We start from the raw sequence: 23,438 nt of genomic DNA, 5'->3' as shown, positions 1-23,438 counted from the left end.
GAACTCGCCGCCGGTGAACGTTTCCGATCTCGTTGCATGGCCCTTCGGTTGGGGATCCGCCATTCGCCGCAAACGGTTTTTTCATCCGGTGGGTGTGCTTGCCGAAGGCGCCGTCGAACGCATCGCCCCGGCAGGCAACGGGCTGCCGATCCAGTCATCCGACGTCGTTGCGCGGGTGTCGAAAGCCACCGGGACGCCCGGAGCGTTACCCGACCTCATCGGGCTGGCGCTCCGCGTCACGTCCCCGCAGGAGTGGGCGACGCCGTGGGACATCCTGCTCGTGTCGGCCGGTTCTGGCGTTCTCGGCCGGACGTTGGCACTGCGACCGGTGACGTCGTGGACTGGCCAAAACATGACCACCCTGATGCCGCTGCACTACGGCGGCAAATACTGGTGGCTGCGGGCCAGAATCGTCAGCGAAATAGCCGGATTCGGCATATCGCTGGACGCTGTGCAAGAGCGGATCGAACACGGTGGAGTCGAGGTCGCACTCGACCAAGCCTGCGGCAGATCCGATTTCGAGAGGCTGGCTCGGCTGACGCTGACCAGCGTCCTCGATGGACGGCAGGGCGAGGACGTGTCGTTCGATCCGGTCCTCAATACGGCGCCTGGGTTGAAGCTCTATCCGGAATGGCTCGCCGATCTACGAGCGCGCGCCTACCAGCGCAGCCGAGAGGGCCGAGAAGCGAGTTAGCGGTTTGCCAAGGCATTCACCTGCTGCGGCCCAGCAAGTGCCGTAGCGCCTGATCGAGGTCGGGCTGACGAAACCGGTGTCCCGCTTGGCTGAGGCGATCGGCGACTACACGTTGGCTGGCACACGCGAGTTCGCGGGCACCCTGCTGACCGAGCAGTAGGCGCGGCCCCAGCGGCGGCACCGGCAACACGGCGGGCCGGCGCAACACGTGAGCCAGAGTCCGGGTGTATTCGGCATTGCGGACCGGTTGCGGCGCAACCGCATTCACCGCTCCGGACAGGGTAGAATCCCAGAGCGCGCGGTGATAGATGTCAACCAGGTCGTCAATCCCTATCCACGACAACCACTGCCGGCCGTTGCCGAGTCGGCCACCCAATCCGGCGCTGAACAGGGGACGCATCAGCCGAAGTGTGCCACCGCGAGGTGATTGGACGATGCCGGTGCGCACCCGTACCACTCGCGACCCGGCCTGCTGCGCCGGCGCGGTAGCGTCTTCCCAGTCGGCGACGACGTCGGCCAGGAACCCGTCGCCGCGATCGCTGTCCTCGGTGAGCGCTTCGTCTCCGCGATCGTATCCGTAGTAGCCGATCGCCGATGCGGACACGAACACCCCGGGTCCGCCGGCGGAGTGCGCTACCAGCTCGGCCAGGCGGCGCGTCGGACCGATCCTGCTGTCGTGCACCGCATTCCGGTGCTTATCGGTGAACCGCCCGGCGATCGAGGCACCCGCCAAATGGATCACCGCGCCGACGCCGGCAAGCAATTGCGGGTCGGGGTCGTCGGGGTTCCACTGCCGTTCGTCTGCGGTGCGCGGGGAGTGGCGGACCAGCCGGATTACGCGATGTCCGCCCGTGCTGAGAAATGCGGTCAAGGCCGAGCCGACGAGACCGGACGACCCGGTGACCGCGACGGTCGCCGGACCCAGGCCGTGCTCGGCCGCCAGCCGGTGCGCGGCCAGGTCGTCGGCCAACTGACGGTGCCGGTAGACGAACATGGCCCGCAAAGCCGACGCAGGCACCGGCGTGTCAACCCGATCTATGACCCGGGTCTGGTTGTCGCCCGCATCTTCGAAGTCGTGGGTGTGCCGCCACCGCACCGCGATTCGTGCCGGCAGCGAGGCCAGGCCGTCGCTACCTATATCGTCGACGAAACGGCGTGGTGGATCGTAGGAGTCCGCCTGGTGTTCGGCGACCCAGCGCAGGCCACCGGGCAGCGCGAGGGTGGCGTGCCCGTCCTTCAACGAGTCGGTCTCGGTGATCAACCGCAGCGGTGACCAGGGCGGCGAGAGTCGGGTGAACGCACCCGGCCTGGCGTGCCAGGCGAATACCTCGTCGCGCGCCGCGTCGACGACGCTTGAATATTCAATCCCCATCTCACAAAGTTACCGGGCTGTCCGCGAATCCCGCCGTGATGCCGCAAACGCTCAGCGATCGGGTAGTGCGTGCTCGACGATGGGTAAGCGTGGCTGTGGCTGGCGTTCACCGCGCTTGGCGGCCAGATACACCTGCGCGGTCTCCTGCGCCACCGTCTGCCAATCGAAGTCCGAGGTGAGCCGTTCGCGGGCGGCACGCGCGCGCCGCTGCGCGGCGGGTGGATCGTCGAGGACGCTGCGCACGGCGGCGGCCAGTGCCGCTACGTCGCGGGGTGGGCAGGACACCCCTGTCTGTCCGTTGATCACCGCTTCGCCCAGACCGCCGATGTTCGATGTCACCAGCGGAGTACCGGCCGCGGCCGCCTCCAGGGCGACGATCCCGAAGGGCTCGTAGTGGCTGGGTAGCACGGCGGCGTCGGCCCGATGTAGCAAGGCCAGCAGTTCGGCGTGGTTGAGATGGCCGGCAAACCGAGTTGCCTTGAGCACCTTGTGCTTACGGGCTTGTTCGACGAGCCAGTCCTGCTGAGTGCCTTCTCCGGCGATGGTCAGCGTGGTACCTGGGTGATGGCGCCTGATTCGGGGCAGGGCGGCGATGGCGTCGTGAACACCCTTTTCGTACTCCAACCGCCCGAGATAGAGCAGCTCAGCCGGTCCCGACCGCGGCCGGCGGGCCGCGAACTGCCAGCGTGCCGCGTCAATTCCATTGCGGATCACCGTGATCTCGGCCAGGCCGGGACCGAACAGCTCGGTGATCTCGTCACTCATCGACGCCGAACACGTGATCAGCGAATCGGATTCACGCACCAACCACGACTCGACCGCGTGCACCTGACGGCTCATCGCCCCGGAAACCCAGCCCGAATGCCGTCCGGCTTCTGTGGCGTGAATCGTTGAAACCATTGGCACGTCGTAGAACTGGGCGAGTGCAATGGCCGGATGAGCGACCAGCCAGTCGTGTGCGTGCACGACGTCGGGGCGCCACGGACGGTCGCTGCCGTGCCCCCTTAAAGACAGCCCGGCGCGGATCATGGAATGGCCCATGGCCAGAGTCCAGGCCATCATGTCCTTGCCGAAGGTGAACTCGTGCGGATCCTGTGCGGCCGCGATCACCCGGACGCCCTCGCTGATCTCATCGGACGACGGATGGGTGCTGGGATCGGTGCCAGTGGGCCGCCGCGACAGCACGACCACGTCGTGGCCGGCCTCGGCCAGCGCGGTGGACAGGTGATGCACATGTCGGCCAAGCCCGCCGATCACCACCGGCGGGTATTCCCACGACACCATGAGGATCTTCACGAGCCGGGGCCTCCGCGAAAGCCGTGCCGCGAGCGTGCGCAAAATGCCACTCCCAGCGGCGTGTCGTCGTACAGACACGCACGCTCGCGCGACGTACGGTAGCTCATCGCGGCAACCTACGGGCATCTAGGGCGCCAAACAGGCCATCGGCGCGGCTCCAGCCGTCGGCCAGCCGCTGCGCGCTGTCGCGGCGGCCGGACGCGAGCGCGCCAGCGATCTCCCGGGTGGCGTGCGCATGCAAGTGGGCGCGATAGCGGGCGTAGTCGGCGGCGGAATCCTTGCTGACCATGAACGGCCAGTCGCTGGACACGGTCAACAGCGTCTCACGCAGGATCTGGTCGGCGACGTGATCGCGGGGGATGGGCCCGTCCAGGGACGCCGTCTGGGTCAGCGCCTTGTCGACGGTGGTCAGCGCGGTATCGACCACCTCGGTATTCAGCTGAACCAGATCGGCCACCTGCTCGCCGGCCCACACTTGCCAGTCCTTACCCGAACCCCAAGAGCTGGGCGGTAATTCGACCGACTGGCCGACGAAGCCGCCGGCGATCGCGTCGCTGAGGGTGCCTACCCGCACGCCGGCGGCGGGCAGCGCGCGCAGCACGCGCGCCAGCCAGGTCGGTCCCTCGTACCACCAGTGGCCGAACAGCTCGGTGTCGAAGGCGGCAACGACGTGAGCCGGACGCCCGATGCGCTCGGATTCGGCGACGAGTCGGTTGCGGACCACGTCGACGAAGTCGGCGACGTGGATGTCGACGGCGCGGTCTGCGCGCTCCGGGTCATACGGCGCCTTGGCCTCCGACGGAACATTGCGGCCGGTGACCCTGGCCGGTTTGAGGCCGGTGAGGTGGTCGTAGGTGTGGAAGTCGCGGTACGCGGCGTGGCCCGGGTAGCCGGACTTCGGTGACCACACCCGGTAGCTGACCTGCAGGTCACGCCCGAAAGCGACCACGTCGCTGCTGCCGACCGGTCGGCCCAGCGCGGTGTCGCCGTGCAGCGAGGGGCCGTCGACCATGAAGTGCGTGACTCCCGCGGCGGCGTAATCGTGTTCCAGTCCAGGGGCATAGGCGCATTCCGGCGCCCAGATCCCGGTCGGGGTGTGGGCAAGCCGCAAACCCGCGTCGGCCAGGCCTTCGCGCAGCGCGAACTCGCGCAGTCGTGGCGCAAGCAGCGGCTGGAACGGATGCGCCAAGGGGCCGCCCAGCAGCTCCACGGTGCCGGCGTCGATCAGCCCGCGCAGCAGCGGGCTGCCGCCGTGCCGCCACAGCGTGGTGAAGTCATCGAGTGCCCGGTCGGCTTCGGCGCATTCGCGAGTACCGAAGGCCCGCAACGCTTCCGGTGTACACGCCGAATAGCCCGCCGACTTCGACTCGGGAACTGTCCGCACGCTGGCCGCCTCGGCGGCGCGCAGCCGCCAGTTGGCCAGCCAGCGGTGCATGCCGTCGAGGCAATACGGGTCGTCGAGTTGCGCGTTAACCACCGGCGTAACACCGAGCGTGACAAGCCGGTGCCGGTCCTCGTCGGCCAGCGCGCGCAGCACGCGAAACAGCGGCAGGTAGGCCGCCGACCACGACTGGTAGAGCCACTCCTCGCCGACCGGCCAGCGGCCGTGGTGCGCCAGCCAGGGCAGGTGCGTGTGCAACACCAGGGTGAACAACCCGGGTACCGGGGTCGACGATTCCGAAACTGTGCTCACGGCCGCACCGCGATCGCGATCAGATCCAGGCTGTCGTCTATGTCCCGGATGTCACCACCCGGGTCGCCGGCTTCGACCAGGTCGAAGTCGGCCGTGGTCACCGCCGCGACGTCCGCGACCAGGTCGGCGGGCCACGGCGCGTCGGCCACCGCGCGGGCGATCTGCGCGTCGATGATCGAGCCGCCATGACGGGCGTCCATCTCCCGCAGCCGCGGGCCGTGAAACAACCCGCACATGACCACCTCACGAAAGCCGGCGTCGACCAGCAGCTCGGTCAGCTCGTCGGCGTTGAGCTCGCGGGTGTGAAACGGGTTGATCGGGGTGTCCCGGCCCGGCGAGAAAGTGATCCGGTTGGGTGTGGACATCATCAGCAATCCCGACGGACGTAGCACCCTCAGGCACTCCCGAACGAACTGGCCCTGGTCCCACAGGTGCTCGATGACCTGGAAGTTCACCACAACGTCCACCGACGCGTCGGGAAAGGGTAGGTCGGCCAGGTTAGCCTGCGTGACCTCCACCCGGGGGTAGCGGTTGCGGACGTGGGCCACCGCGGCCTCGTCGTAGTCCACCGCGACAACCCGGCCGGCCACGTCGGCGATCAAGTCGGCGCCGTAACCTTCGCCACAGCCGGCTTCCAGCACCACACGGCCGGCACAGCGTGGCGCCAGCCGCTCGTACACCACTTGGTGGCGACGAAACCAGTAGTTCTCGATGTCGAGATCGGGGATGGTGCGCTCGCCCGTCAGCGTCAACACCGCAGCGTCCGCTGGCGACGCCGCTAGCGGGGTGTCGTCGGCGCTGCGATGGGGAACGTCGAATGCGCTCATTGCATAGGCAGGCTAACCCGTACCGGGCGATTAGCGAACCTGGCACTGGATCCGGGAAACAGAACGAGCCGCCCGGCGACCCCGACTCGGTCAAGCGGTCCGTGGCCAGGGACGGGGGAGAGCGGGCAATTCAGCAGATGCGACCCGCTATGGTGTGAGGGCGAACCGCGCAAAGTTACCCAGTAGTAACAGGGCCGCGCGGTTGTTGAACGCCTGACCGAGATCCTGCAGTCGATTGCTGCGGGACGCCCTTCGAGGAGGACGAACCACACTCATGACGAACATCGTGGTCCTGATCAAGCAGGTCCCAGACACCTGGTCGGAGCGCAAGCTGACAGACGGCGATTTCACGCTGGACCGCGAAGCCGCCGACGCCGTGCTGGACGAAATCAACGAGCGCGCGGTGGAAGAGGCGCTGCAGATCCGCGAACGAGAGGCCTCCGACGGTGTCGAGGGGTCGGTGACCGTGCTGACGGCGGGCCCGGAGCGCGCCACCGAGGCCATCCGCAAGGCCCTCTCGATGGGCGCCGACAAGGCCGTTCACCTCAAGGACGACGGCATGCACGGCTCGGACGTCATCCAGACCGGATGGGCGCTGGCGCGTGCGCTGGGCACCATCGAGGGCACCGAGCTGGTCATTGCCGGTAACGAAGCCACCGACGGCGTCGGGGGCGCGGTGCCGGCCATCATCGCCGAGTACCTGGGCCTGCCGCAGCTCACCCACCTGCGCAAACTGTCGGTCGAGGGCGGCAAGGTCACCGGTGAGCGCGAGACCGACGACGGCGTGTTCACCCTCGAAGCCACGCTTCCCGCGGTGGTCAGCGTCAACGAGAAGATCAACGAACCGCGCTTCCCGTCCTTCAAGGGCATCATGGCCGCCAAAAAGAAGGAGGTCACGGTGCTGACCCTGGCCGAGATCGGGGTCGAGGGCGACGAAGTCGGGCTGGGCAACGCCGGGTCGACCGTACTGTCGTCCACCCCGAAACCGCCCAAGACCGCCGGTGAGAAGGTCACCGACGAGGGCGAAGGCGGCAACCAGGTCGCCCAGTATCTTGTCGCGCAGAAGATCATCTAGACGCAGCACCTCCACCGGACCTCAAGACAAATAGAAGAGCGAGATAACTCATGGCTGAAGTATTGGTGCTCGTGGAGCACGCTGAAGGGGCGCTGAAGAAGGTCAGCGCCGAATTGATCACCGCCGCCCGTGTACTGGGCGAGCCGGCGGCCGTTGTTCTCGGTGCGCCGGGAACCGCTGCACCGCTGATCGACGGGCTCAAGGCGGCCGGCGCCGCCAAGATCTACGTCGCCGAGTCCGACGCCGTCGACAACTACCTGCTTCTTCCGGTGGTCGACGTGCTGGCCGGGCTGGCCGAGTCGTCGGCCCCGGCCGCGGTCTTGCTGGCCGCCACCGCCGACGGCAAGGAGATCGCGGGCCGGCTGGCCGCGCGGATCGGGTCGGGCCTGCTGGTCGACGTGGTCGAGGTCAAAGAGGGCGGCAAGGGCATCCACTCCATCTTCGGTGGCGCGTTCACTGTCGAGGCGCAGGCCAACGGCGACACCCCGGTGATCACCGTGCGGGCCGGTGCCGTTGAGGCGGAGCCGGCCGACGGCGCCGGCGAGCAGGTCAGCGTGGACGTGCCGGAGCCCGCCGAGAACGCCACCAAGGTCACCGCCCGCGAGCCCGCGGTCGCCGGTGACCGGCCGGAGCTGACCGAGGCGACCGTCGTGGTGTCCGGTGGTCGCGGCGTCGGCAGCGCGGAGAACTTCAGCGTGGTCGAAGCGCTGGCCGACTCGCTGGGTGCCGCCGTCGGCGCCTCACGGGCCGCGGTCGACTCCGGCTACTACCCGGGCCAATTCCAGGTGGGCCAGACCGGTAAGACGGTGTCGCCGCAGCTCTACATCGCGCTGGGCATCTCCGGGGCCATCCAGCACCGCGCGGGCATGCAGACCTCCAAAACCATCGTCGCGGTCAACAAGGACGAAGAGGCGCCCATCTTCGAGATCGCCGACTACGGCGTGGTCGGCGATCTGTTCAAGGTGGCTCCGCAGCTGACCGACGCGATCAAGGCCCGCAAAGGCTAGTCCTCCGTCAGCGTTCGCCGGGCCCTGCCCGGCCGCCAGCCGCAGAAACCCCCATTTCGTGCCGAAATGAGGGGTTTTGCGTCTATTCGCGTGCGACATTTCGTCATCTGACGTGCACCGACATGTCAGCCCGCCGATGCCGACTAGCTCCTCGGTTGCGACACGTTGGTTGCCATGAGCATCGCTTCTGTTCTGATAGCCGGCGACAAACCCAGCGGCTCGGCGTCTTCCCCGGATTCGGGGTCGCCTGGCGGGCCGCGCTACTCCCTGTTGCTATCGACCGACCCCAGCCTGATCGAGGCCGCGCAGCGGCTCCGTTACGACGTTTTCAGCAGCACACCCGGCTTCACTCTGGCCGGCGACACGCAACAAGATAACGACCGCTTCGACGAATACTGCGACCACTTGCTGGTCCGCGACGACAACACCGGCGAACTGGTGGGGTGCTACCGGATGTTGCCCCCGACGGGCGCCATCGCCGCCGGGGGGCTTTACACCGCAACGGAATTCGACGTCGGTGCTCTCGATCCGCTGCGGCCGTCGCTGGTGGAGATGGGGCGCGCTGCGATGCGCGAAGGTCACCGCAACGGCGGTGTGGTGCTGCTGATGTGGGCGGGAATTCTGGCTTACCTCGATCGCTGCGGCTACGAGTACGTGACCGGGTGCGTGTCGGTGCCTATCGACGCCGGCGGTCCAAACGGCAAGCTCGCCGGCAACGAGCTGCGTGGTGTGCGTGACTTCGTGCTGAGCCGTCACGCCGCTCCGCGCCAGTACCGGGTGCGCCCCTACCTGCCGGTGCGAGTGAACGGCAGGGCCCTGGAGGACATTCCACCGCCGCATCGGCCGACGGTTCCGCCGCTGATGCGCGGTTATCTGCGCCTGGGCGCCCAGGTCTGTGGTGAGCCCGCACACGACCCGGACTTCGGGGTCGGCGACTTCTGCGTGCTGTTGAGCAAGCAAAACGCCGACACGCGGTATCTGAAGCGATTGCGGTCGGCATCAGCCGCCTCGAAAGTGGCGCCAGAGGGTGCGGGCCGCTCAAGCCGGCCAACATCCCGATGACCAGCCTCACCACCGGGCATGCCTGGCTGCCGCGTGCCTCGTGCGACGTCAGCTGTGTGGGTGTCGGCGACGCAGCCGGGTCGCGGCGGTCGTTGACGTATCTGCGAGTGGCGCGTCGCATCATGTTCGGGCTGCTGCTGGCGCCGGGCCTGCCGCTGCTGGCGATGCCGCTGCCCGGCCGCACCCGGGTCCAGCGCGGCTACTGCCGGCTGGTGCTGCGCTGTTTCGGCGTACGGATCACGGTGTCGGGCAACCCGATTCGCAACCTGAGCGGCCTGCTGGTGGTCAGCGACCACATCTCCTGGCTGGACGCCTTCGCCATCGGCGCGGTGTTGCCCGGCTCGTTCGTCGCCCGTGCCGACATGTTCACCGGGGCCGCGACCGGGATCGTGGCCCGCATCCTGAAAATCATCCCGATCGAACGGGCCAGTCTGCGACGACTGCCCGAGGTGGTGGACGCCGTCGCCCGCCGGTTGCGCGCCGGTCAGACAGTGGTGGTCTTCCCCGAGGGCACCACCTGGTGCGGTTCTCCCGGCGACGGCCGACATTCTCACCGCGGGTCCGGGCTCTTCTATCCGGCGATGTTCCAGGCCGCGATCGACGCGGGCCGCCCGGTGCAGCCGCTTCGGCTGACGTATCACCACGTCGACGGCACCGTATCGACCGCGCCGGCGTATGTCGGCGACGACAGTTTGCTGCAGTCGATCGTTCGAATGCTCCGCGTTCGGCGGACCCTGGCGTCCGTGCGCGTCGAAGCCCTGCAGCTGCCGGGAACCGATCGGCGGGCCCTGGCCATCCGCTGTCATTCCGCTGTGCATGTGGGGACGTCGCGACGCTTGGGTCACGGGCAGGTACTGGTGGCCTGAGCAGGCCCGACGCTGCCCGGTATTCTGGGGCGCGTCATGGTCTACCTCGATCACGCCGCCACCACCCCGATGCACCCCGCCGCCGTCGAGGCGATGACGGCTGCGCTCAGTACGGTCGGCAACGCGTCGTCGCTGCACACCAGCGGGCGCACGGCACGACGGCGAATCGAGGAATCCCGTGAGCTGATCGCGGACAAACTCGGCGCGCGTCCGTCGGAGGTGGTCTTCACGGCCGGCGGCACCGAAAGCGACAACCTGGCCGTCAAGGGTATCTATTGGGCCCGCCGCGACGCGGAGTCGCGACACCGCCGCATCATCACCACCGAAGTCGAACACCACGCCGTGCTGGACTCGGTGAACTGGCTTGCCGAACACGAAGGCGCCCAAGTGACTTGGCTGCCCACCGCGTCCGACGGCTCGGTGTCGGCCGCTGCCCTGCGGGAGTCGCTGCAGAGCCACGACGACGTCGCACTGGTATCGGTGATGTGGGCCAACAACGAGGTCGGCACCATCATGCCGGTCGCCGAACTCGCGGCTGTGGCGGCCGAATTCGGCGTTCCGATGCACAGCGATGCCGTTCAGGCGGTGGGCCAGCTGCCCGTGGACTTTCCCGCCAGCGGGCTGTCCGCGATGAGTGTGGCCGCGCACAAGTTCGGCGGTCCACCGGGCGTGGGAGCATTGCTGCTGCGCCGCGACGTCACCTGTGTGCCGCTGTCGCACGGTGGGGGGCAGGAGCGTGACATCCGTTCCGGCACTCCCGATGTCGCGGGCGCGGTCGGGATGGCCGCGGCGGCCCAGATCGCTGTCGACGGGCTGGAGGCCAACAGCGCGCGGATGCGATCACTGCGTGACCGCCTGGTCGAGGGGGTGCTGGCCGAGATCGACGACGTCCGTCTCAACGGTGCCGGCGAGGCGTTGCGGCTTCCGGGCAACGCGCACTTCACCTTCCGCGGCTGCGAAGGCGACGCGTTGTTGATGTTGTTAGACGCCAACGGAATCGAGTGCTCGACGGGATCGGCCTGCACCGCCGGCGTGGCGCAGCCGTCGCATGTGCTGATGGCGATGGGCGCCGACCCGGCCAGCGCGCGCGGCTCGCTGCGTCTTTCCTTGGGGCACACCAGTGTCGAGGCCGACGTGGACGCCGCCCTGCGCGTGCTGCCCGGGGCGGTCGACCGCGCCCGCCGGGCCGCCCTGGCCGCCGCGGGGTCGTCGGGGTGAAGGTTCTCGCCGCGATGAGCGGCGGCGTCGACTCGTCGGTCGCCGCCGCCCGCATGGTCGATGCCGGCCACGACGTGGTCGGTGTGCACCTGGCATTGTCAAGCGCGCCCGGCACGCTGCGCACAGGCTCGCGCGGTTGCTGCTCGAAGGAAGACGCCTCCGATGCCCGCCGCGTCGCCGATGTGCTCGGAATCCCGTTCTATGTCTGGGATTTCGCGGAGAAGTTCAAGACGGACGTGATCGACGATTTCGTCTCGTCCTATGCCCGCGGGGAAACCCCCAACCCGTGCGTGCGGTGCAATCAGCGAATCAAGTTCGCCGCCCTGTCCGTACGGGCGCTGGCGCTGGGTTTCGACACGGTGGCCACCGGCCACTATGCCCGGCTGTCGCAGGGGCGGTTGCGTCGCGCCGTCGATCGGGACAAGGACCAGTCATATGTGCTGGCGGTCCTGACCGCCGAGCAGTTGCGTCACGCCGCGTTCCCGATCGGGGACACCCCGAAGCCGCAGATCCGGGCTGAGGCGGCCCGACGCGGTCTGGCCGTCGCCGCGAAGCCCGACAGCCACGACATCTGCTTCATTCCCTCCGGGAACACCCGTGCCTTCCTGGGCGAGCGCATCGGGGTCAGGCGCGGCACCGTCGTCGGCGCCGATGGCGCCGTGCTGGCCGAGCACGACGGAGTGCACGGCTTCACCATCGGTCAGCGCAAAGGCCTGGGCGTCGCCGGGCCGGGGCCTGATGGCCGCCCTCGGTACGTCACGGCGATCGATGCCGACACCGCGACCGTTCACGTCGGTGACGCGCAAGACCTCGACGTGCATGAGCTGAACGGACGCGCGCCGGTTTTCACCGCAGGAGTCCTGCCGGCGGGTCCGGTCGACTGCCTGGTCCAGGTCCGTGCGCACGGCGAAACAGCCGATGCGTCAGCCGAATTGGTTGGCGACGAACTTGTCGTCAGATTGCGTTCCCCGCTGCGCGGGGTGGCGCGCGGCCAGACGCTGGTGCTGTATCGTCCGGACCCGGACGGTGACGAGGTGCTGGGCAGCGCGACGATCGCCGGCACGCGGCGAGTGAACTAACCCGGTATCTTGGCCGCGATGTTGGTCATCACGATGTCGGAAACCGACGGCGGAAAGCCGCAGAAGGTGACTTCGAGCAGCGCCACCGACAAGACGCGATAGTCACGACCGCAGCCGCCGGGCCGAATACGCAGCGAGTCGGCACCGGCCTTCCAGTCGCCGATGTACAACCGACCGTCGGTGCCTGCTGCGCAGTCCCGCACTGTCGCGACCAGGGCGTCGAAGGCGTGCCGGGCCGTGCCCGCATCCCGGTAGGCGGCGGCGCCTTCGGAGATCAGGGCACCGTGCGGCGGATCCTGAAAGGTGGTCTTGTGGAACTCTTCGATGTCGGGCCCGAACGTTGCGGTCTCGGCGTAGATGAAGCGGCACGCCTGTGGTGCGGTCTGGGCAAGCTCGTCGATGTCCACCGGAGACCTGCCGTCCATGGTGGGGATGATCGTCAGGTGCTCGCCGGAGCCGGTGATCGCGCTCATCCGGGGCTGTTCCAGCAGGATCTGGTCGACGTTCACGCCGTGCACGCCCTTGGCGGCCGGACCGAAACCTGGCAGCGCGGTACCGTCGACCAGGCGCGTGCACCCCGCCATGAGAAACACCGCGCCGCACAACAACAGCGACCGCGCCAACCCTGCCATCTGACACCCTTCTGTCCCCGAACCTACCCGTGCCGACCCGCGGTAAACACCCCTGCCTGCCGACGTTCGACGCAGGGTCGAATACGGTTGGCGGGTGAGTGTTTTCGCAACGCTTGCCGTCAAGGCCAGCGGTATCGGATCGTGGCCCGGCGTCGCCGCGCGATCGGCCGCCGAGGTCGTCGTCGGTGAGCTGGCCGATGCGCTGGCCCACATCGTCGAGTTGCCCGCCAGGGGAGTGGGTGCCGACATGCTGGGGCGGGCGGGCGCGCTGTTGATCGACGTGGCCATCGACACGATGCCGCGCGGCTACCGGATCGTCGCGCGGCCCGGCGCGGTGACACGCAGGGCCGTGAGCCTGCTCGACGAGGACATGGACGCCCTGGAAGAGGCCTGGGAAACGGCCGGCCTGAGAGGTGGTGGTCGTGTGGTCAAGGTGCAGGCACCGGGTCCGGTCACGCTGGCCGCCGGGCTGGAGCTGGCCAACGGACACCGGGCGATCACCGACGCGGGCGCCGTGCGTGACCTGGCGGCCTCACTGGCCGAAGGCGTTGCCGCGCATCGTGCGTCGCTGGCCCGCCGGCTCGACACGCCAGTGGTGGTGCAGTTCGACGAGCCGTCGCTGCCGGCGGCGCTGGGCGGACAACTGACCGGGGTGACCGAGCTGAGTCCGGTTGCCGCGCTTGACGAAGCGGTGGCCGATGCACTGCTGGAGACCTGCGCCGCGAGTGCCGGAAGCGACGTGCTGCTGCACAGCTGTGCGCCAGATTTGCCGTGGAACATGTTGCAGCGCAGTGGTGTTAGTGCGGTCTCGGTAGATGCCGGCACGCTGCGGGCCGCGGATCTGGACGGCATCGCGGCGTTCGTCGAATCGGGGCGCACTGTCATGCTCGGCGTGGTGGCCGGAAGCGCCCCGGAGCGGCGGCCGTCGGCCGAAGAGGTGGCCGGTGCGGTGGTGGCGGTGACCGATCGGCTTGGCTTTAGTCGCTCGGCACTGCGCGACCGCATCGGGGTGACCCCGGCGTGTGGTCTCGCTAACGCCACGCCGCAGTGGGCGCGTATCGCGATCGGGCTGGCCCGTAAGGCTGCCGAAGCTTTCGCCCAGGACCCGGAGGCGATTTGATACGCAACTAAAAGGTTGCGTTTTAACTCTGGACGTGGTGAACTGAAAAGCAACCAGGAGGTTGCATATGAGTACTGCGTCGCGATCATCCAGTGCGGCGGAGCCGGGCGCAGCGGGTCGCGACGAGCGACTGCGCATTGAGAAGCAAGTTTTGTTGCGGGCGCCGCTGGACCGGGTATGGCGCGCGATCAGCGATGCCGAGGAATTCGGGCGATGGTTCGGTGTTCGCTTCGATGGGCCCTTCATCGCCGGCGGCACCGTCACCGCGGCGATCGCCCCGACCACCGTCGATGCCGGCGTTGCCGAACGTCAGGAGGCGCACGCGGAGGTGAAAAGCATCTGGCAGATCGTCGCAATTGAGCCGCAGCGGCGGTTCGCCTACCGCTGGCATCTGTTTGCGATCGACCCCGACGTCGACTACGACCAGGAGCCGACCACGCTGGTCGAATTCACCCTGGCGGAGACCTCCGACGGCGTGCGGCTCACCATCGTCGAATCCGGCTTCGACGCCATCCCGGCGGCACGGCGCGACGCCTCCTTCGAGGCCAATTCGGAAGGCTGGTCAATCCAGACCGATCTGGTGCGCAGGTATCTCGTCCAGTGAGTCCGTCTGCTGTGGTGGGCGCACCGCTGTTCGACGCACTCGGCGACCCGAATCGACTGCGCATCATCGTGCGGCTCTGCGATGATGGCCCGAGCTCGACTTCCCAAGTCACCCAGGTGATTCCAGTGACTAGGCAGGCGGCCAGCAAGCACTTGCAGCTGCTGGAGTCGGTGGGATTGGTTACCAGCAGTCGGCGCGGTCGCGAGCGCGTCTGGACCGTGCAGACTGAGCCGCTGGCCCAGGCCAGCGACTACCTCACCCAGTTGTCCCGCCGGTGGGACGCCGCGGTGGACCGGCTGCGCGCCTTTGTCGAAGAGGATTGAGGATTCCCAACGTCCGTCACATGCGTCACATTGGCCCCTGCGGGGAGGCATGTGGCGAGTTGTCCATCTCCGTGCGACAAATCGGCTTGGCGCGCTAGGGGCACCCCCCGGACGCCCTGGTAGCAAGTCTTCGGCCAAGGTGCCGGCGGCGAATTCGTTGTTCCGGGCTTCGGGTGTGAATCCCTGGCTTTGAGTGTGCAGCCTGGGCTTTCATCGTGCAGCCTGGGCGGCCCAAATCGCCGATTCCCGCCCCTAGCCCACTCCGAAAGCCATGAGTGCACAGTCGAAGCCGTCAGCTCACACTAAAAGGCCGTCACTTCACGGACAAACCGGCACACGGTTTCTATGAGAGGCCAGAGTGTTAGATGTGACCCCTGCGATTGCCGCTGCATCCTCGCACGAGATTGTCGGCCCCCTCGGCTAGCCTGCCAGGGTGAGCTCCCCACACGCTGATCCCGACGCGTTGCGCCCGGAGGTGTTGCGGCAGTGGCAGGACCTGGCCGAGGAGGTACGCGAACACCAGTTCCGCTACTACGTGCGTGACGCGCCGATCATCACCGACGCGGAGTTCGACAAACTGCTGCGCAGGCTGGAGGCGCTGGAAGACGAACATCCCGAGCTGCGCACGCCCAGCTCACCCACGCAGCTGGTCGGCGGCGCCGGCTTCGCCACCGACTTCCAGCCGGCCGACCATCTCGAACGGATGCTCAGCCTCGACAACGCCTTCAGCAGCGACGAGCTCGGCGCCTGGGCCGGCCGCATCCACGCCGAGGTTGGTGACGACGCCCATTTCCTGTGCGAGCTCAAGATCGACGGTGTCGCGCTGTCGCTGGTCTACCGGGACGGACGCCTGACCCGAGCGGCGACCAGGGGCGACGGCCGCACCGGCGAAGACGTCACGCTGAACGCCCGCACTATCGACGACATTCCCGAACGACTCACGGCCAGAGACGATTACCCGGTGCCTGAGGTTCTCGAGGTACGCGGCGAGGTGTTCTTCAGGGTGGACGACTTTCAGGCGCTCAACGCCAGCCTGGTCGAGGCGGGCAAGGCACCGTTCGCCAATCCACGCAACAGCGCGGCGGGTTCGCTGCGGCAGAAAGATCCGGCGGTCACGGCCCGTCGCAAGCTGCGGATGATCTGTCATGGGCTGGGGCACACCGAAGGCTTCCGCCCGGTCACCCAACACGACGGTTATCTGGCGCTAAAGGCTTGGGGGCTACCGGTTTCCGAGCACACGACCCTGGTGGACGACATGTCCGGCGTGCAAGAGCGCATCGACTACTGGGGCGAGCATCGCCACGAGGTGGACCACGAAATCGACGGCGTGGTCGTCAAAATCGACGAGGTGGCGCTGCAGCGCAGACTGGGTTCCACGTCGCGGGCGCCGCGCTGGGCCATCGCCTACAAGTACCCGCCCGAGGAAGCGCAGACCGAGCTGCTCGACATCCGGGTCAACGTCGGACGCACCGGACGGGTCACGCCGTTCGCCTTCATGACGCCGGTGAAAGTCGCGGGGTCGACGGTCAGTCAGGCCACGCTGCACAATGCCTCGGAGGTCAAACGCAAAGGTGTGCTGATCGGCGACGCCGTGGTGATCCGCAAAGCCGGCGACGTGATCCCCGAGGTGCTGGGACCGGTGGTCGACCTGCGGGACGGATCCGAACGCGAATTCGTCATGCCCACAACATGTCCCGAGTGCGGTACCACGTTGGCGCCGGAGAAGGAGGGCGACGCGGACATCCGCTGCCCCAATGCCGCGCGGTGTCCGGCGCAACTGCGAGAACGGGTCTTTCACGTCGCCAGCCGAAGCGGTCTGGACATCGAGGTGCTGGGCTACGAGGCGGCGGTGGCGTTGTTGCAGGCACAGGTGATCAGCAGCGAGGGTGACCTGTTCGCGCTCACCGAGGAACACTTGCTGCGCACCGAGCTGTTTCGGACCAAGGCCGGCGATTTGTCCGCCAACGGCAAGCGGCTGCTGGCCAACCTGGACAAAGCCAAGGCCGCACCGCTGTGGCGGGTGCTGGTGGCGTTGTCGATCCGCCATGTCGGGCCGACGGCTGCCCGCGCGTTGGCCACCGAGTTCGGCGATATCGACGCCATTCGGAATGCGTCCACCGAACAGCTCGCCGCGGTCGAAGGAGTGGGACCAACCATCGCCGCCGCCGTCACCGAGTGGTTCACCGTGGACTGGCATCGCGAGATCGTCGACAAGTGGCGAGCTGCCGGAGTGCGCATGGCCGACGAGCGCGACGACAGCGTCCCGCGCACCTTGGCCGGGCTGACCATCGTGGTCACCGGCTCACTGCCGGGCTATTCCCGCGACGACGCCAAGGAGGCGATCGTGGCGCGCGGGGGCAAGGCCGCCGGCTCGGTGTCGAAGAAGACCTCGTACGTCGTCGCCGGCGACTCACCGGGGTCCAAGTACGACAAGGCGGTGGAACTGAAGGTGCCCATCCTCGACGAGGACGGATTCCGAAAGCTGTTGGCAGACGGGCCTCCCGACGCCGAGGCAGACACCGGGGCATCCTCAGTGTCATAGTTGTTGATGCCCTTCTATCAATGCCTCGTTCCGTCGGGATCGCTCAGCTCCGATCACCGCTCCGCCCTGGCCGAAGCCATCACCGACGTTCATTCCACCGTGACGGGGGCACCGCGAGGATTCGTCCACGTTGTGTTCGTCGAGTACGACCCCGCCGCCTACTTCACCGCCGGCAAGCCCAACAGGTGTTCGGCGATCAACGGCACGATTCGCGCCGGCCGCGATCGCGAGACGCGGGCGCGACTGCTCACCGAACTGTCGCAGGCGTGGGTTTTGATCACCGGCCAAAACGCCCGGGAGCTGCTGATCGGGCTGAACGAGATTGACCCCACCTCGATCATGGAAGCCGGGCTGATCATGCCCGCTCCGGGCGAAGAGGCGGACTGGCTACAGCGCAACCAACAGGTGCTCGGAGAACTACTGGGCAGTCAGTAGGCATCTCGCCGGATGGCCGCAGCGGTTCTATGGTGGGCGCTATGACACAGACTGCGGACGCGTCCGCCGACGTATCACCCTGGTCGCCCCGCGAGGCCGAATTGCTTGCGGTGACTTTGCAGCTGCTGCAAGAACATGGGTGTGACGGGCTGACGGTGGACGCCGTGGCCACCACCGCCCGCGCCAGTAAAGCGACGGTGTATCGCCGCTGGCCCTCGAAAGCCGAACTGGTGTTGGCCGCGTTCACCGAGGGAGTCCGTCAGGTCGCAGTTCCCCCGGATACCGGCACACTGCGGGGCGACTTGCTGAAGGTTGGCGAGATCGTCTGTCAGCAAGCCACGCAGCACGCCACTACTATCCGCGCGGTACTTGTCGAGGTGTCGCGCCACCCCGCACTCAATGAAGCGATGCAGCACAATTTCATCGATCAGCGCAAAGCCTTGATGCAGCAGGTACTTCGAAAAGCCGTGGAGCGGGGTGAAATCGCCAAGACCGCCATCACCGACGACCTGTGGGACCTGTTGCCCGGCTATCTGATCTTCCGGTCCATCGTCCCGGACAATCCGCCCACCCGGCGCACGGTGCAAGCGCTCGTCGACGAGTTCATCATCCCTGGCCTCACCCGGTCCACCGGGTAATGCGGCCAGCAACCGACCCGGCTGCGAAGTGTACGGTCGCGTCTCTTGTGCAGTACGGTCCAGTACCGTACTGTCATAGCCATCGGTCACGGTCGAAGCGTCGCAGCAGCGTGACCGTATCGCCCGATCATCGAAAGGTCAACGGGTGAAAAATATTTCAGTTGCGCCCCTGGTCAAGCGAGGGTGGATGCTGCTAGTCGGGGTTGTCGTCGTCGCGCTGGCAGCATTTGCCATCTACCGCTTGCAAGGAATCTTCGGCTCGAACAGCAACGTGTCGGCCAACAGCGGCAATGCCAACGAGATCGTTCCGTTCAACCCGAAACATGTGGTTCTGGAAGTCTTCGGTGCGCCGGGTGCCGTGGCAACCATCAACTACCTGGACGTCAACGCGCAGCCGCAGCAAGTCAAGGACGTGCCCTTGCCCTGGTCCTTCACGATCACCACAACCGAGCCGGCGGTCCTCGGCAACGTTGTGGCACAAGGCAACGGCAACACCATCGGCTGCCGCATCACCGTCAACGGTGAAGTCAAAGACCAACGCACCATCAACACACCAAGCGCCTACACCTTCTGCCTGGACAAGTCCGGATGAGCGAACAGCCACCTGAACCACCTCGCATCCCCCATACCATCCGCCGGCTTTCGGTGCCCATCCTCGTGCTGTGGGTGGCACTGGCCGCGATCTCGAATGCCTTGGTGCCGCAACTGGAAGAGGTCGGCAGGGTCCATAACGTGGCGCTGAGCTCACCGGATGCGCCGGCGCTGAAGGCGACCAAACGCATCGGCCAGGCGTTCCACGAGTTCGACACCGACAGCTCGGCAATGGTCGTCCTGGAAGGTGACAAGCCGCTGGGCGCGGACGCCCACGAGTATTACGACAAGCTGATCCGCAAGCTTCAGGCGGACGGCAAGCACGTCGAGCACGTTCAGGACTTCTGGGGCGACACCCTGACCGCGGCCGGATCGCAAAGCACCGACGGTGAGGCCGCGTACGTACAGGTCAATCTGAAGGGCAACCAGGGGTCGGCCTTGGCCAACGAGTCCGTCGACGCCGTCCGCAGGATCGTCGACAGCACCCGACGGCCGGAGGGGGTCAAGGCCTACGTCACCGGCGTGGCACCGCTGATCGCGGACCAGTTCGAAGTGGGCAGCAAGGGGACCGCGAAGGTCACGTCGATAACCATCGGGGTGATCGCGTTGATGCTGCTATTCGTTTACCGGTCGTTCGTCACCATGTTCCTGGTGTTGCTGACGGTCCTAATCGAAATGGCGGCCGCCCGCGGGATCGTCGCTTTCCTCGGAAACGCAGGGATCATCGGACTGTCGACATACTCGACCAACCTGCTCACGTTGCTGGTGGTCGCCGCGGGAACGGACTACGCAATATTCATCGTCGGCCGCTACCAAGAGGCACGCAGCGCCGGAGAGGATCGAGAAGCCGCCTTCTACAACATGTTTCGCGGAACAGCCCACATCGTGCTGGGCTCGGGCCTGACCGTTGCCGGCGCTGTGGCCTGTCTGAGATTTACCCGGCTCCCGTATTTCCAAAGCCTTGGCATTCCCGCCGCCTTGGGCATTCTCGTCGCGCTCGCCGCCGCGCTGACCCTGGCTCCGGCCGTGCTGACCCTAGGTGCTGCCATGGGCTTATTCGAACCCAAGCGCGCGATGAGGACCCGCGGCTGGCGGCGGATCGGCACCGGCATCGTCCGCTGGCCGGCCCCCATTCTGTCCGTGGCATGCGCGCTTGCCTTGATAGGCCTGCTCTCCCTTGCCGGATACAAGACGAGTTACGACACGCGCCCGTACATGCCCGCAAATGCGCCGGCCAATGTCGGTTTTACCGCCGCCGAGCGGCACTTTTCCCGAGCTCGGCTGGAGCCCGAGTTGTTGATGATCGAGACGGATCACGACATGCGCAACCCGGCCGACATGCTGATCCTGGACAGGGTGGCCAAGGCGGTTTTTCACACGCCCGGCATCGCGCAGGTTCAGGCGATCACCAGGCCGCTGGGAACTCCGTTGGTGCACAGCTCGCTTGCGTTTCAGATCAGCGCGCAAAGCGCCAATCAGACCGAAAACCTGACGTACCAACGGGATCGCGCAAACGACTTGCTGAAGCAGTCCGGTGAGCTGGGTAAAACGATCGACCTTTTGAAGCAGCAGTACACCCTGCAGCAGCAGCTGGCCACCACCACTCACAGTGAGGCCCAAAACTTTCGCGACACCATCACCACGATCAACGACCTGCGCAACAAGATCGCGAACTTCGACGACTTCTTCAGGCCGATCCGAAGCTACTTCTACTGGGAGAAGCATTGTTTCGACGTCCCTGCCTGCTGGGCGTTGAGGTCAGTCTTCGACGCGCTCGACGGCATCGACCAGCTCAGCCAGAAATTCGAAGACCTCACGTCCACCTTGGACCAGCTCGACGCTCTGCAGCCGAAGCTGGTGGCGTTGATACCGCCGCAGATCGATAGCCAGCAGACCAATCGCGACTTGGTGATGGCGAACTACGCGACGCTGTCGGGCATCTACGCCCAGACAGCGTCCGCGATCGAAAACGCGACTGCGCTGGGCCGAGCGTTTGACGTCGCGAAGAACGACGACACCTTCTACTTGCCGCCCGAAGTGTTCAACAACCCCGATTTCAAACGCGGTCTGAAGCTGTTCCTCTCGCCCGACGGTAAAGCCGCTCGCATGATCGTCACGCATGAAGGTGACCCCGCGACCCCCGAGGGCATCTCACACATCGAACCGATCAGGAAAGCGGCGCACGAGGCCGTCAAGGGCACCCCGATGGCCGAAGCAAAGGTGTACCTCGGCGGCACCGCGGCCACGTACAAGGACATCCAGGACGGCGCCACCTGGGACCTCATGATCGCGGGGATCGCCGCGATTTCCCTGATCTTGCTGATCATGATGCTCATCACGCGAAGTTTGGTTGCCGCCCTGGTGATCGTGGGCACGGTAGCCCTGTCGCTGGGGGCGTCATTCGGATTGTCGGTGCTGGTGTGGCAGTACATCTTTGGCATCCAGCTGTATTGGGTGGTGCTGGCGCTGGCCGTGATCCTGCTGCTGGCCGTGGGATCCGACTACAACCTGCTGCTGATCTCTCGCTTCAAAGAGGAGATCGGCGCCGGCCTCAAGACCGGCATCATCCGTGCCATGGCCGGGACCGGTTCGGTGGTCACCTCGGCCGGGCTGGTTTTCGCAGTTACCATGTGCGCCTTCGTGTTCAGCGGTTTCCAAGTGCTCGGTCAGATCGGGACCACCATCGGTCTCGGGCTGTTGTTCGACACGCTGATCGTGCGTTCCTTCATGACGCCGTCCATCGCGGCGCTGCTGGGGCGCTGGTTCTGGTGGCCGCAGCGGGTGCGGCCCCGTCCGGCCAGCTCCATGCTTCGGCCCTATGGGCCGCGTCCGGCGGTGCGTCAGCTGCTGCTCTGGGAGGACGACGACCCGGCGGTCACTGCGCAATTGCGTTAGTGGCGATCGCGGCGTCGGGTCTAGCGCAGCATAGTCGCCACGATGCCGGCCAGATAGCCCAGCCGGGCCACCTCCGAGGGCCGGAACTCCGGGCCCGGCCGGCCCAGCACCACCGCGGTGTGCGGGTCGCCCAAGGGCGCCGCGACCATCGTGGTGTCCATGTCGCGCCAGGCCTGCGGCACCCAGTCGGCGCCACTGTCGAGCGCCGCGGCACGCTCGATCGGCAGCCACGGCGCCGAATCCGCGCGGGTCTCCGGCGCACCCGGGCTGCCCGCCAGGCGCTGCACTCCGGCCTCGGTGGCGCGCAACACGGTGCACCAGGCCACCCGCAGCACCTTCGGCGCCTCGTTTACCAGCACCCGCAGCTTGGACTGGTTGTCCCGGCCCGCGGCGATGTGGTCAAGAAGTTCCAGTTCGCGGTGGGCTTCGAGCAGACCGGTATGCGGACGGACGCTATCCACCCGGACACCGGGGAGCGATTCGGCAGCGGTGAGCAACGTGTCCGGCATCGCGCCCAGCGGCAACTCGACCACCAGATCGTCGATCGCGTATCCAGAGCTGCGCTCCACCACGTCAAGCGACAGGATGTCGCCGCCCACCGAGCCGAGCGCCACAGCCAACGAGCCCAGGCTCCCTGGGCGGTCGACCAGCTGGATGCGCAGCAGATAGGAAGGCACGGCCAACACTGTTGCACAGCGAGGCGCGCACGGCATTTCGGCCGGTGGTTGCCGCAGTTTCCGGATTTAGCTCGAGCTTCCAATGCGTCAGCGGCTTGGCCTCCTTCGCCGAAAGCCGGGTAGACGCCGTCGGCGGCTCCGCGCCGGTGGGGTTGGGGGCCAGGCCAACGCCGCAGCGGCCGCCCCTGCCAACGCCCCCGCGCTGGGAAAGCGCAGTTGCGGGTCTTTCGCCATCCCACGCCCGATGACGCCATCGAACGGGGCCGGCACCAGGACGTTCACATAACTGGGCTGGGGCGGGTGGACGGTGAGGTGCCCATTGATCTGTTCGGCGATACTGCCCGCAAAGGGCGGCCCGCCGGTCAGACACGCATACAGGACACAGGTCAGCGAATAGCAGTCACTCGCAACTCCCTCGATTGCGGTCGCCAAGCGCTCTGGAGCGAAATAGCCGTAGCGGTGCGGGTCGATGTCGGGCTGGGGCCCATCGAGGACGTCGTCCTGGAGGGTCGGCTGGTACAGCAGATAAGCGAAGTCGTCTGCGGTGACGAGAATTCTGGCCGGGACGATGTCCCGGCAGTACGCCCCTGACGCGTGCACGGCGTCGAGCGCTGCAGCGATCTGGCTGACAATCTTTACGGCGCGCGGCGGGCTGAGCGGTCCGTCGCGACTTAACAGGGTCTGCAGGTCGGTGCCGTCGACGAACGGCATTTGCAGATATAACCGACCGTCGACCTCGCCGACTTCGTCGACCAGCAACAAGTGCGGTTCGCCGGTGGGTCGCAGCAGTCG

Annotated in this window: 22 protein-coding genes; 15 read left to right on the top strand and 7 right to left on the bottom strand. The window is 66.9% G+C overall.

Going from position 1 to position 23,438, the window contains the following annotated elements; all coding sequences use genetic code 11:
• The first annotated feature begins 13 nt into the window (after positions 1 to 13).
• Positions 14 to 694, top strand: a complete 681-nt coding sequence (locus AC5Y21_RS22545) for a phosphodiesterase (RefSeq protein WP_499915681.1) — start codon at positions 14 to 16, stop codon at positions 692 to 694.
• 16 nt (positions 695 to 710) lie between these two features.
• Here the strand turns inward: AC5Y21_RS22545 and AC5Y21_RS22540 are convergent, their stop codons facing one another.
• The 4 genes from AC5Y21_RS22540 to AC5Y21_RS22525 all read right to left on the bottom strand — a co-directional run bounded on the left by AC5Y21_RS22540 (position 711) and on the right by AC5Y21_RS22525 (position 5,882).
• Positions 711 to 2,066 (bottom strand): TIGR01777 family oxidoreductase, encoded by a 1,356-nt coding sequence (locus AC5Y21_RS22540; RefSeq protein WP_499915679.1) that lies wholly within the window; start codon positions 2,064 to 2,066, stop codon positions 711 to 713.
• Between the two features lie 51 nt (positions 2,067 to 2,117).
• Positions 2,118 to 3,362, bottom strand: coding sequence for a glycosyltransferase family 4 protein (locus AC5Y21_RS22535; RefSeq protein WP_499915677.1), 1,245 nt, complete (start codon positions 3,360 to 3,362; stop codon positions 2,118 to 2,120).
• 103 nt (positions 3,363 to 3,465) lie between these two features.
• Positions 3,466 to 5,055, bottom strand: coding sequence for a 1,4-alpha-glucan branching protein domain-containing protein (locus AC5Y21_RS22530; RefSeq protein WP_499915675.1), 1,590 nt, complete (start codon positions 5,053 to 5,055; stop codon positions 3,466 to 3,468).
• A complete protein-coding gene (locus AC5Y21_RS22525; RefSeq protein WP_499915673.1) occupies positions 5,052 to 5,882 on the bottom strand; it encodes a class I SAM-dependent methyltransferase in 831 nt (276 codons plus the stop codon). Before AC5Y21_RS22525 ends, AC5Y21_RS22530 begins: the two co-directional genes overlap by 4 nt.
• A gap of 274 nt (positions 5,883 to 6,156) precedes the next feature.
• Here AC5Y21_RS22525 and AC5Y21_RS22520 point away from each other — a divergent pair, with 274 nt between their 5' ends.
• The 6 genes from AC5Y21_RS22520 (at position 6,157) to mnmA (ending at position 12,189) form a co-directional block, all read left to right on the top strand.
• Positions 6,157 to 6,957, top strand: a complete 801-nt coding sequence (locus tag AC5Y21_RS22520) for an electron transfer flavoprotein subunit beta/FixA family protein (protein ID WP_499915671.1) — start codon at positions 6,157 to 6,159, stop codon at positions 6,955 to 6,957.
• Between the two features lie 50 nt (positions 6,958 to 7,007).
• Positions 7,008 to 7,964, top strand: a complete 957-nt coding sequence (locus AC5Y21_RS22515) for an electron transfer flavoprotein subunit alpha/FixB family protein (RefSeq protein WP_499915669.1) — start codon at positions 7,008 to 7,010, stop codon at positions 7,962 to 7,964.
• A gap of 174 nt (positions 7,965 to 8,138) precedes the next feature.
• Positions 8,139 to 9,026 (top strand): GNAT family N-acetyltransferase, encoded by an 888-nt coding sequence (locus AC5Y21_RS22510; RefSeq protein WP_499915666.1) that lies wholly within the window; start codon positions 8,139 to 8,141, stop codon positions 9,024 to 9,026.
• Positions 9,023 to 9,892, top strand: coding sequence for a lysophospholipid acyltransferase family protein (locus AC5Y21_RS22505; RefSeq protein ID WP_499915664.1), 870 nt, complete (start codon positions 9,023 to 9,025; stop codon positions 9,890 to 9,892). The genes AC5Y21_RS22510 and AC5Y21_RS22505 overlap by 4 nt, the downstream gene beginning before the upstream one ends.
• Positions 9,893 to 9,928: 36 nt before the next feature.
• Positions 9,929 to 11,110, top strand: a complete 1,182-nt coding sequence (locus AC5Y21_RS22500; protein ID WP_499915662.1) for a cysteine desulfurase family protein — start codon at positions 9,929 to 9,931, stop codon at positions 11,108 to 11,110.
• Positions 11,107 to 12,189 carry a tRNA 2-thiouridine(34) synthase MnmA gene (gene mnmA, locus AC5Y21_RS22495; RefSeq protein WP_499915659.1) on the top strand — a complete coding sequence of 361 codons (1,083 nt, stop codon included), beginning with the start codon at positions 11,107 to 11,109 and terminating at the stop codon, positions 12,187 to 12,189. The genes AC5Y21_RS22500 and mnmA overlap by 4 nt, the downstream gene beginning before the upstream one ends.
• Here mnmA and AC5Y21_RS22490 read toward each other — a convergent pair.
• On the bottom strand, positions 12,186 to 12,821 hold the full coding sequence (locus AC5Y21_RS22490) for a sensor domain-containing protein (protein ID WP_499915657.1): 636 nt from the start codon (positions 12,819 to 12,821) through the stop codon (positions 12,186 to 12,188). The two genes, mnmA and AC5Y21_RS22490, sit on opposite strands and share 4 nt — an antisense overlap.
• Positions 12,822 to 12,915: 94 nt before the next feature.
• Here AC5Y21_RS22490 and AC5Y21_RS22485 point away from each other — a divergent pair, with 94 nt between their 5' ends.
• The 8 genes from AC5Y21_RS22485 (at position 12,916) to AC5Y21_RS22450 (ending at position 21,969) form a co-directional block, all read left to right on the top strand.
• On the top strand, positions 12,916 to 13,941 hold the full coding sequence (locus AC5Y21_RS22485; protein WP_499915655.1) for a uroporphyrinogen decarboxylase/cobalamine-independent methonine synthase family protein: 1,026 nt from the start codon (positions 12,916 to 12,918) through the stop codon (positions 13,939 to 13,941).
• 130 nt (positions 13,942 to 14,071) lie between these two features.
• Positions 14,072 to 14,545, top strand: coding sequence for an SRPBCC family protein (locus tag AC5Y21_RS22480; protein WP_499915737.1), 474 nt, complete (start codon positions 14,072 to 14,074; stop codon positions 14,543 to 14,545).
• Positions 14,542 to 14,868 (top strand): ArsR/SmtB family transcription factor, encoded by a 327-nt coding sequence (locus AC5Y21_RS22475; protein ID WP_499915653.1) that lies wholly within the window; start codon positions 14,542 to 14,544, stop codon positions 14,866 to 14,868. The genes AC5Y21_RS22480 and AC5Y21_RS22475 overlap by 4 nt, the downstream gene beginning before the upstream one ends.
• Before the next feature lie 433 nt (positions 14,869 to 15,301).
• On the top strand, positions 15,302 to 17,410 hold the full coding sequence (ligA, locus tag AC5Y21_RS22470) for an NAD-dependent DNA ligase LigA (protein ID WP_499915651.1): 2,109 nt from the start codon (positions 15,302 to 15,304) through the stop codon (positions 17,408 to 17,410).
• A 6-nt stretch (positions 17,411 to 17,416) separates the two neighbouring features.
• The gene (locus AC5Y21_RS22465; protein WP_499915649.1) at positions 17,417 to 17,845 is read left to right on the top strand and encodes a tautomerase family protein; all 429 of its coding nucleotides are present in this window, start codon (positions 17,417 to 17,419) and stop codon (positions 17,843 to 17,845) included.
• Positions 17,846 to 17,874: 29 nt separating this feature from the next.
• Entirely contained in the window at positions 17,875 to 18,483 is a 609-nt protein-coding gene (locus AC5Y21_RS22460; protein WP_499915647.1) for a TetR/AcrR family transcriptional regulator, read from the top strand.
• Between the two features lie 145 nt (positions 18,484 to 18,628).
• A complete protein-coding gene (locus AC5Y21_RS22455; protein ID WP_499915645.1) occupies positions 18,629 to 19,075 on the top strand; it encodes an MmpS family transport accessory protein in 447 nt (148 codons plus the stop codon).
• Positions 19,072 to 21,969: an MMPL/RND family transporter gene (locus tag AC5Y21_RS22450; protein ID WP_499915643.1), complete on the top strand. Its 2,898-nt coding sequence runs from the start codon at positions 19,072 to 19,074 to the stop codon at positions 21,967 to 21,969. Before AC5Y21_RS22455 ends, AC5Y21_RS22450 begins: the two co-directional genes overlap by 4 nt.
• Before the next feature lie 20 nt (positions 21,970 to 21,989).
• On the opposite strand, the gene AC5Y21_RS22445 is transcribed toward AC5Y21_RS22450, so the two are convergent.
• Positions 21,990 to 22,646: an ACT domain-containing protein gene (locus tag AC5Y21_RS22445; RefSeq protein ID WP_499915641.1), complete on the bottom strand. Its 657-nt coding sequence runs from the start codon at positions 22,644 to 22,646 to the stop codon at positions 21,990 to 21,992.
• 87 nt (positions 22,647 to 22,733) lie between these two features.
• Positions 22,734 to 23,438 (bottom strand): serine/threonine-protein kinase (locus AC5Y21_RS22440; protein ID WP_499915639.1); only part of this gene is annotated, 705 nt, incomplete at its 5' end.

The organism is Mycobacterium sp. NGS41 (assembly GCF_059812725.1).
This window is presented reverse-complemented; position numbering and strand designations above follow the sequence as displayed.

Excerpts from the sequence above, each read along its gene's own strand:
- AC5Y21_RS22540 (WP_499915679.1), bottom strand. The coding sequence starts at position 2,066 with ATGGGGATTGAATATTCAAGCGTCGTCGACGCGGCGCGCGACGAGGTA.
- AC5Y21_RS22525 (WP_499915673.1), bottom strand. The coding sequence starts at position 5,882 with ATGAGCGCATTCGACGTTCCCCATCGCAGCGCCGACGACACCCCGCTA.
- AC5Y21_RS22520 (WP_499915671.1), top strand. The coding sequence starts at position 6,157 with ATGACGAACATCGTGGTCCTGATCAAGCAGGTCCCAGACACCTGGTCG.
- AC5Y21_RS22515 (WP_499915669.1), top strand. The coding sequence starts at position 7,008 with ATGGCTGAAGTATTGGTGCTCGTGGAGCACGCTGAAGGGGCGCTGAAG.
- AC5Y21_RS22510 (WP_499915666.1), top strand. The coding sequence starts at position 8,139 with ATGAGCATCGCTTCTGTTCTGATAGCCGGCGACAAACCCAGCGGCTCG.
- AC5Y21_RS22505 (WP_499915664.1), top strand. The coding sequence starts at position 9,023 with ATGACCAGCCTCACCACCGGGCATGCCTGGCTGCCGCGTGCCTCGTGC.
- AC5Y21_RS22500 (WP_499915662.1), top strand. The coding sequence starts at position 9,929 with ATGGTCTACCTCGATCACGCCGCCACCACCCCGATGCACCCCGCCGCC.
- AC5Y21_RS22490 (WP_499915657.1), bottom strand. The coding sequence starts at position 12,821 with ATGGCAGGGTTGGCGCGGTCGCTGTTGTTGTGCGGCGCGGTGTTTCTC.
- AC5Y21_RS22465 (WP_499915649.1), top strand. The coding sequence starts at position 17,417 with ATGCCCTTCTATCAATGCCTCGTTCCGTCGGGATCGCTCAGCTCCGAT.
- AC5Y21_RS22460 (WP_499915647.1), top strand. The coding sequence starts at position 17,875 with ATGGTGGGCGCTATGACACAGACTGCGGACGCGTCCGCCGACGTATCA.
- AC5Y21_RS22450 (WP_499915643.1), top strand. The coding sequence starts at position 19,072 with ATGAGCGAACAGCCACCTGAACCACCTCGCATCCCCCATACCATCCGC.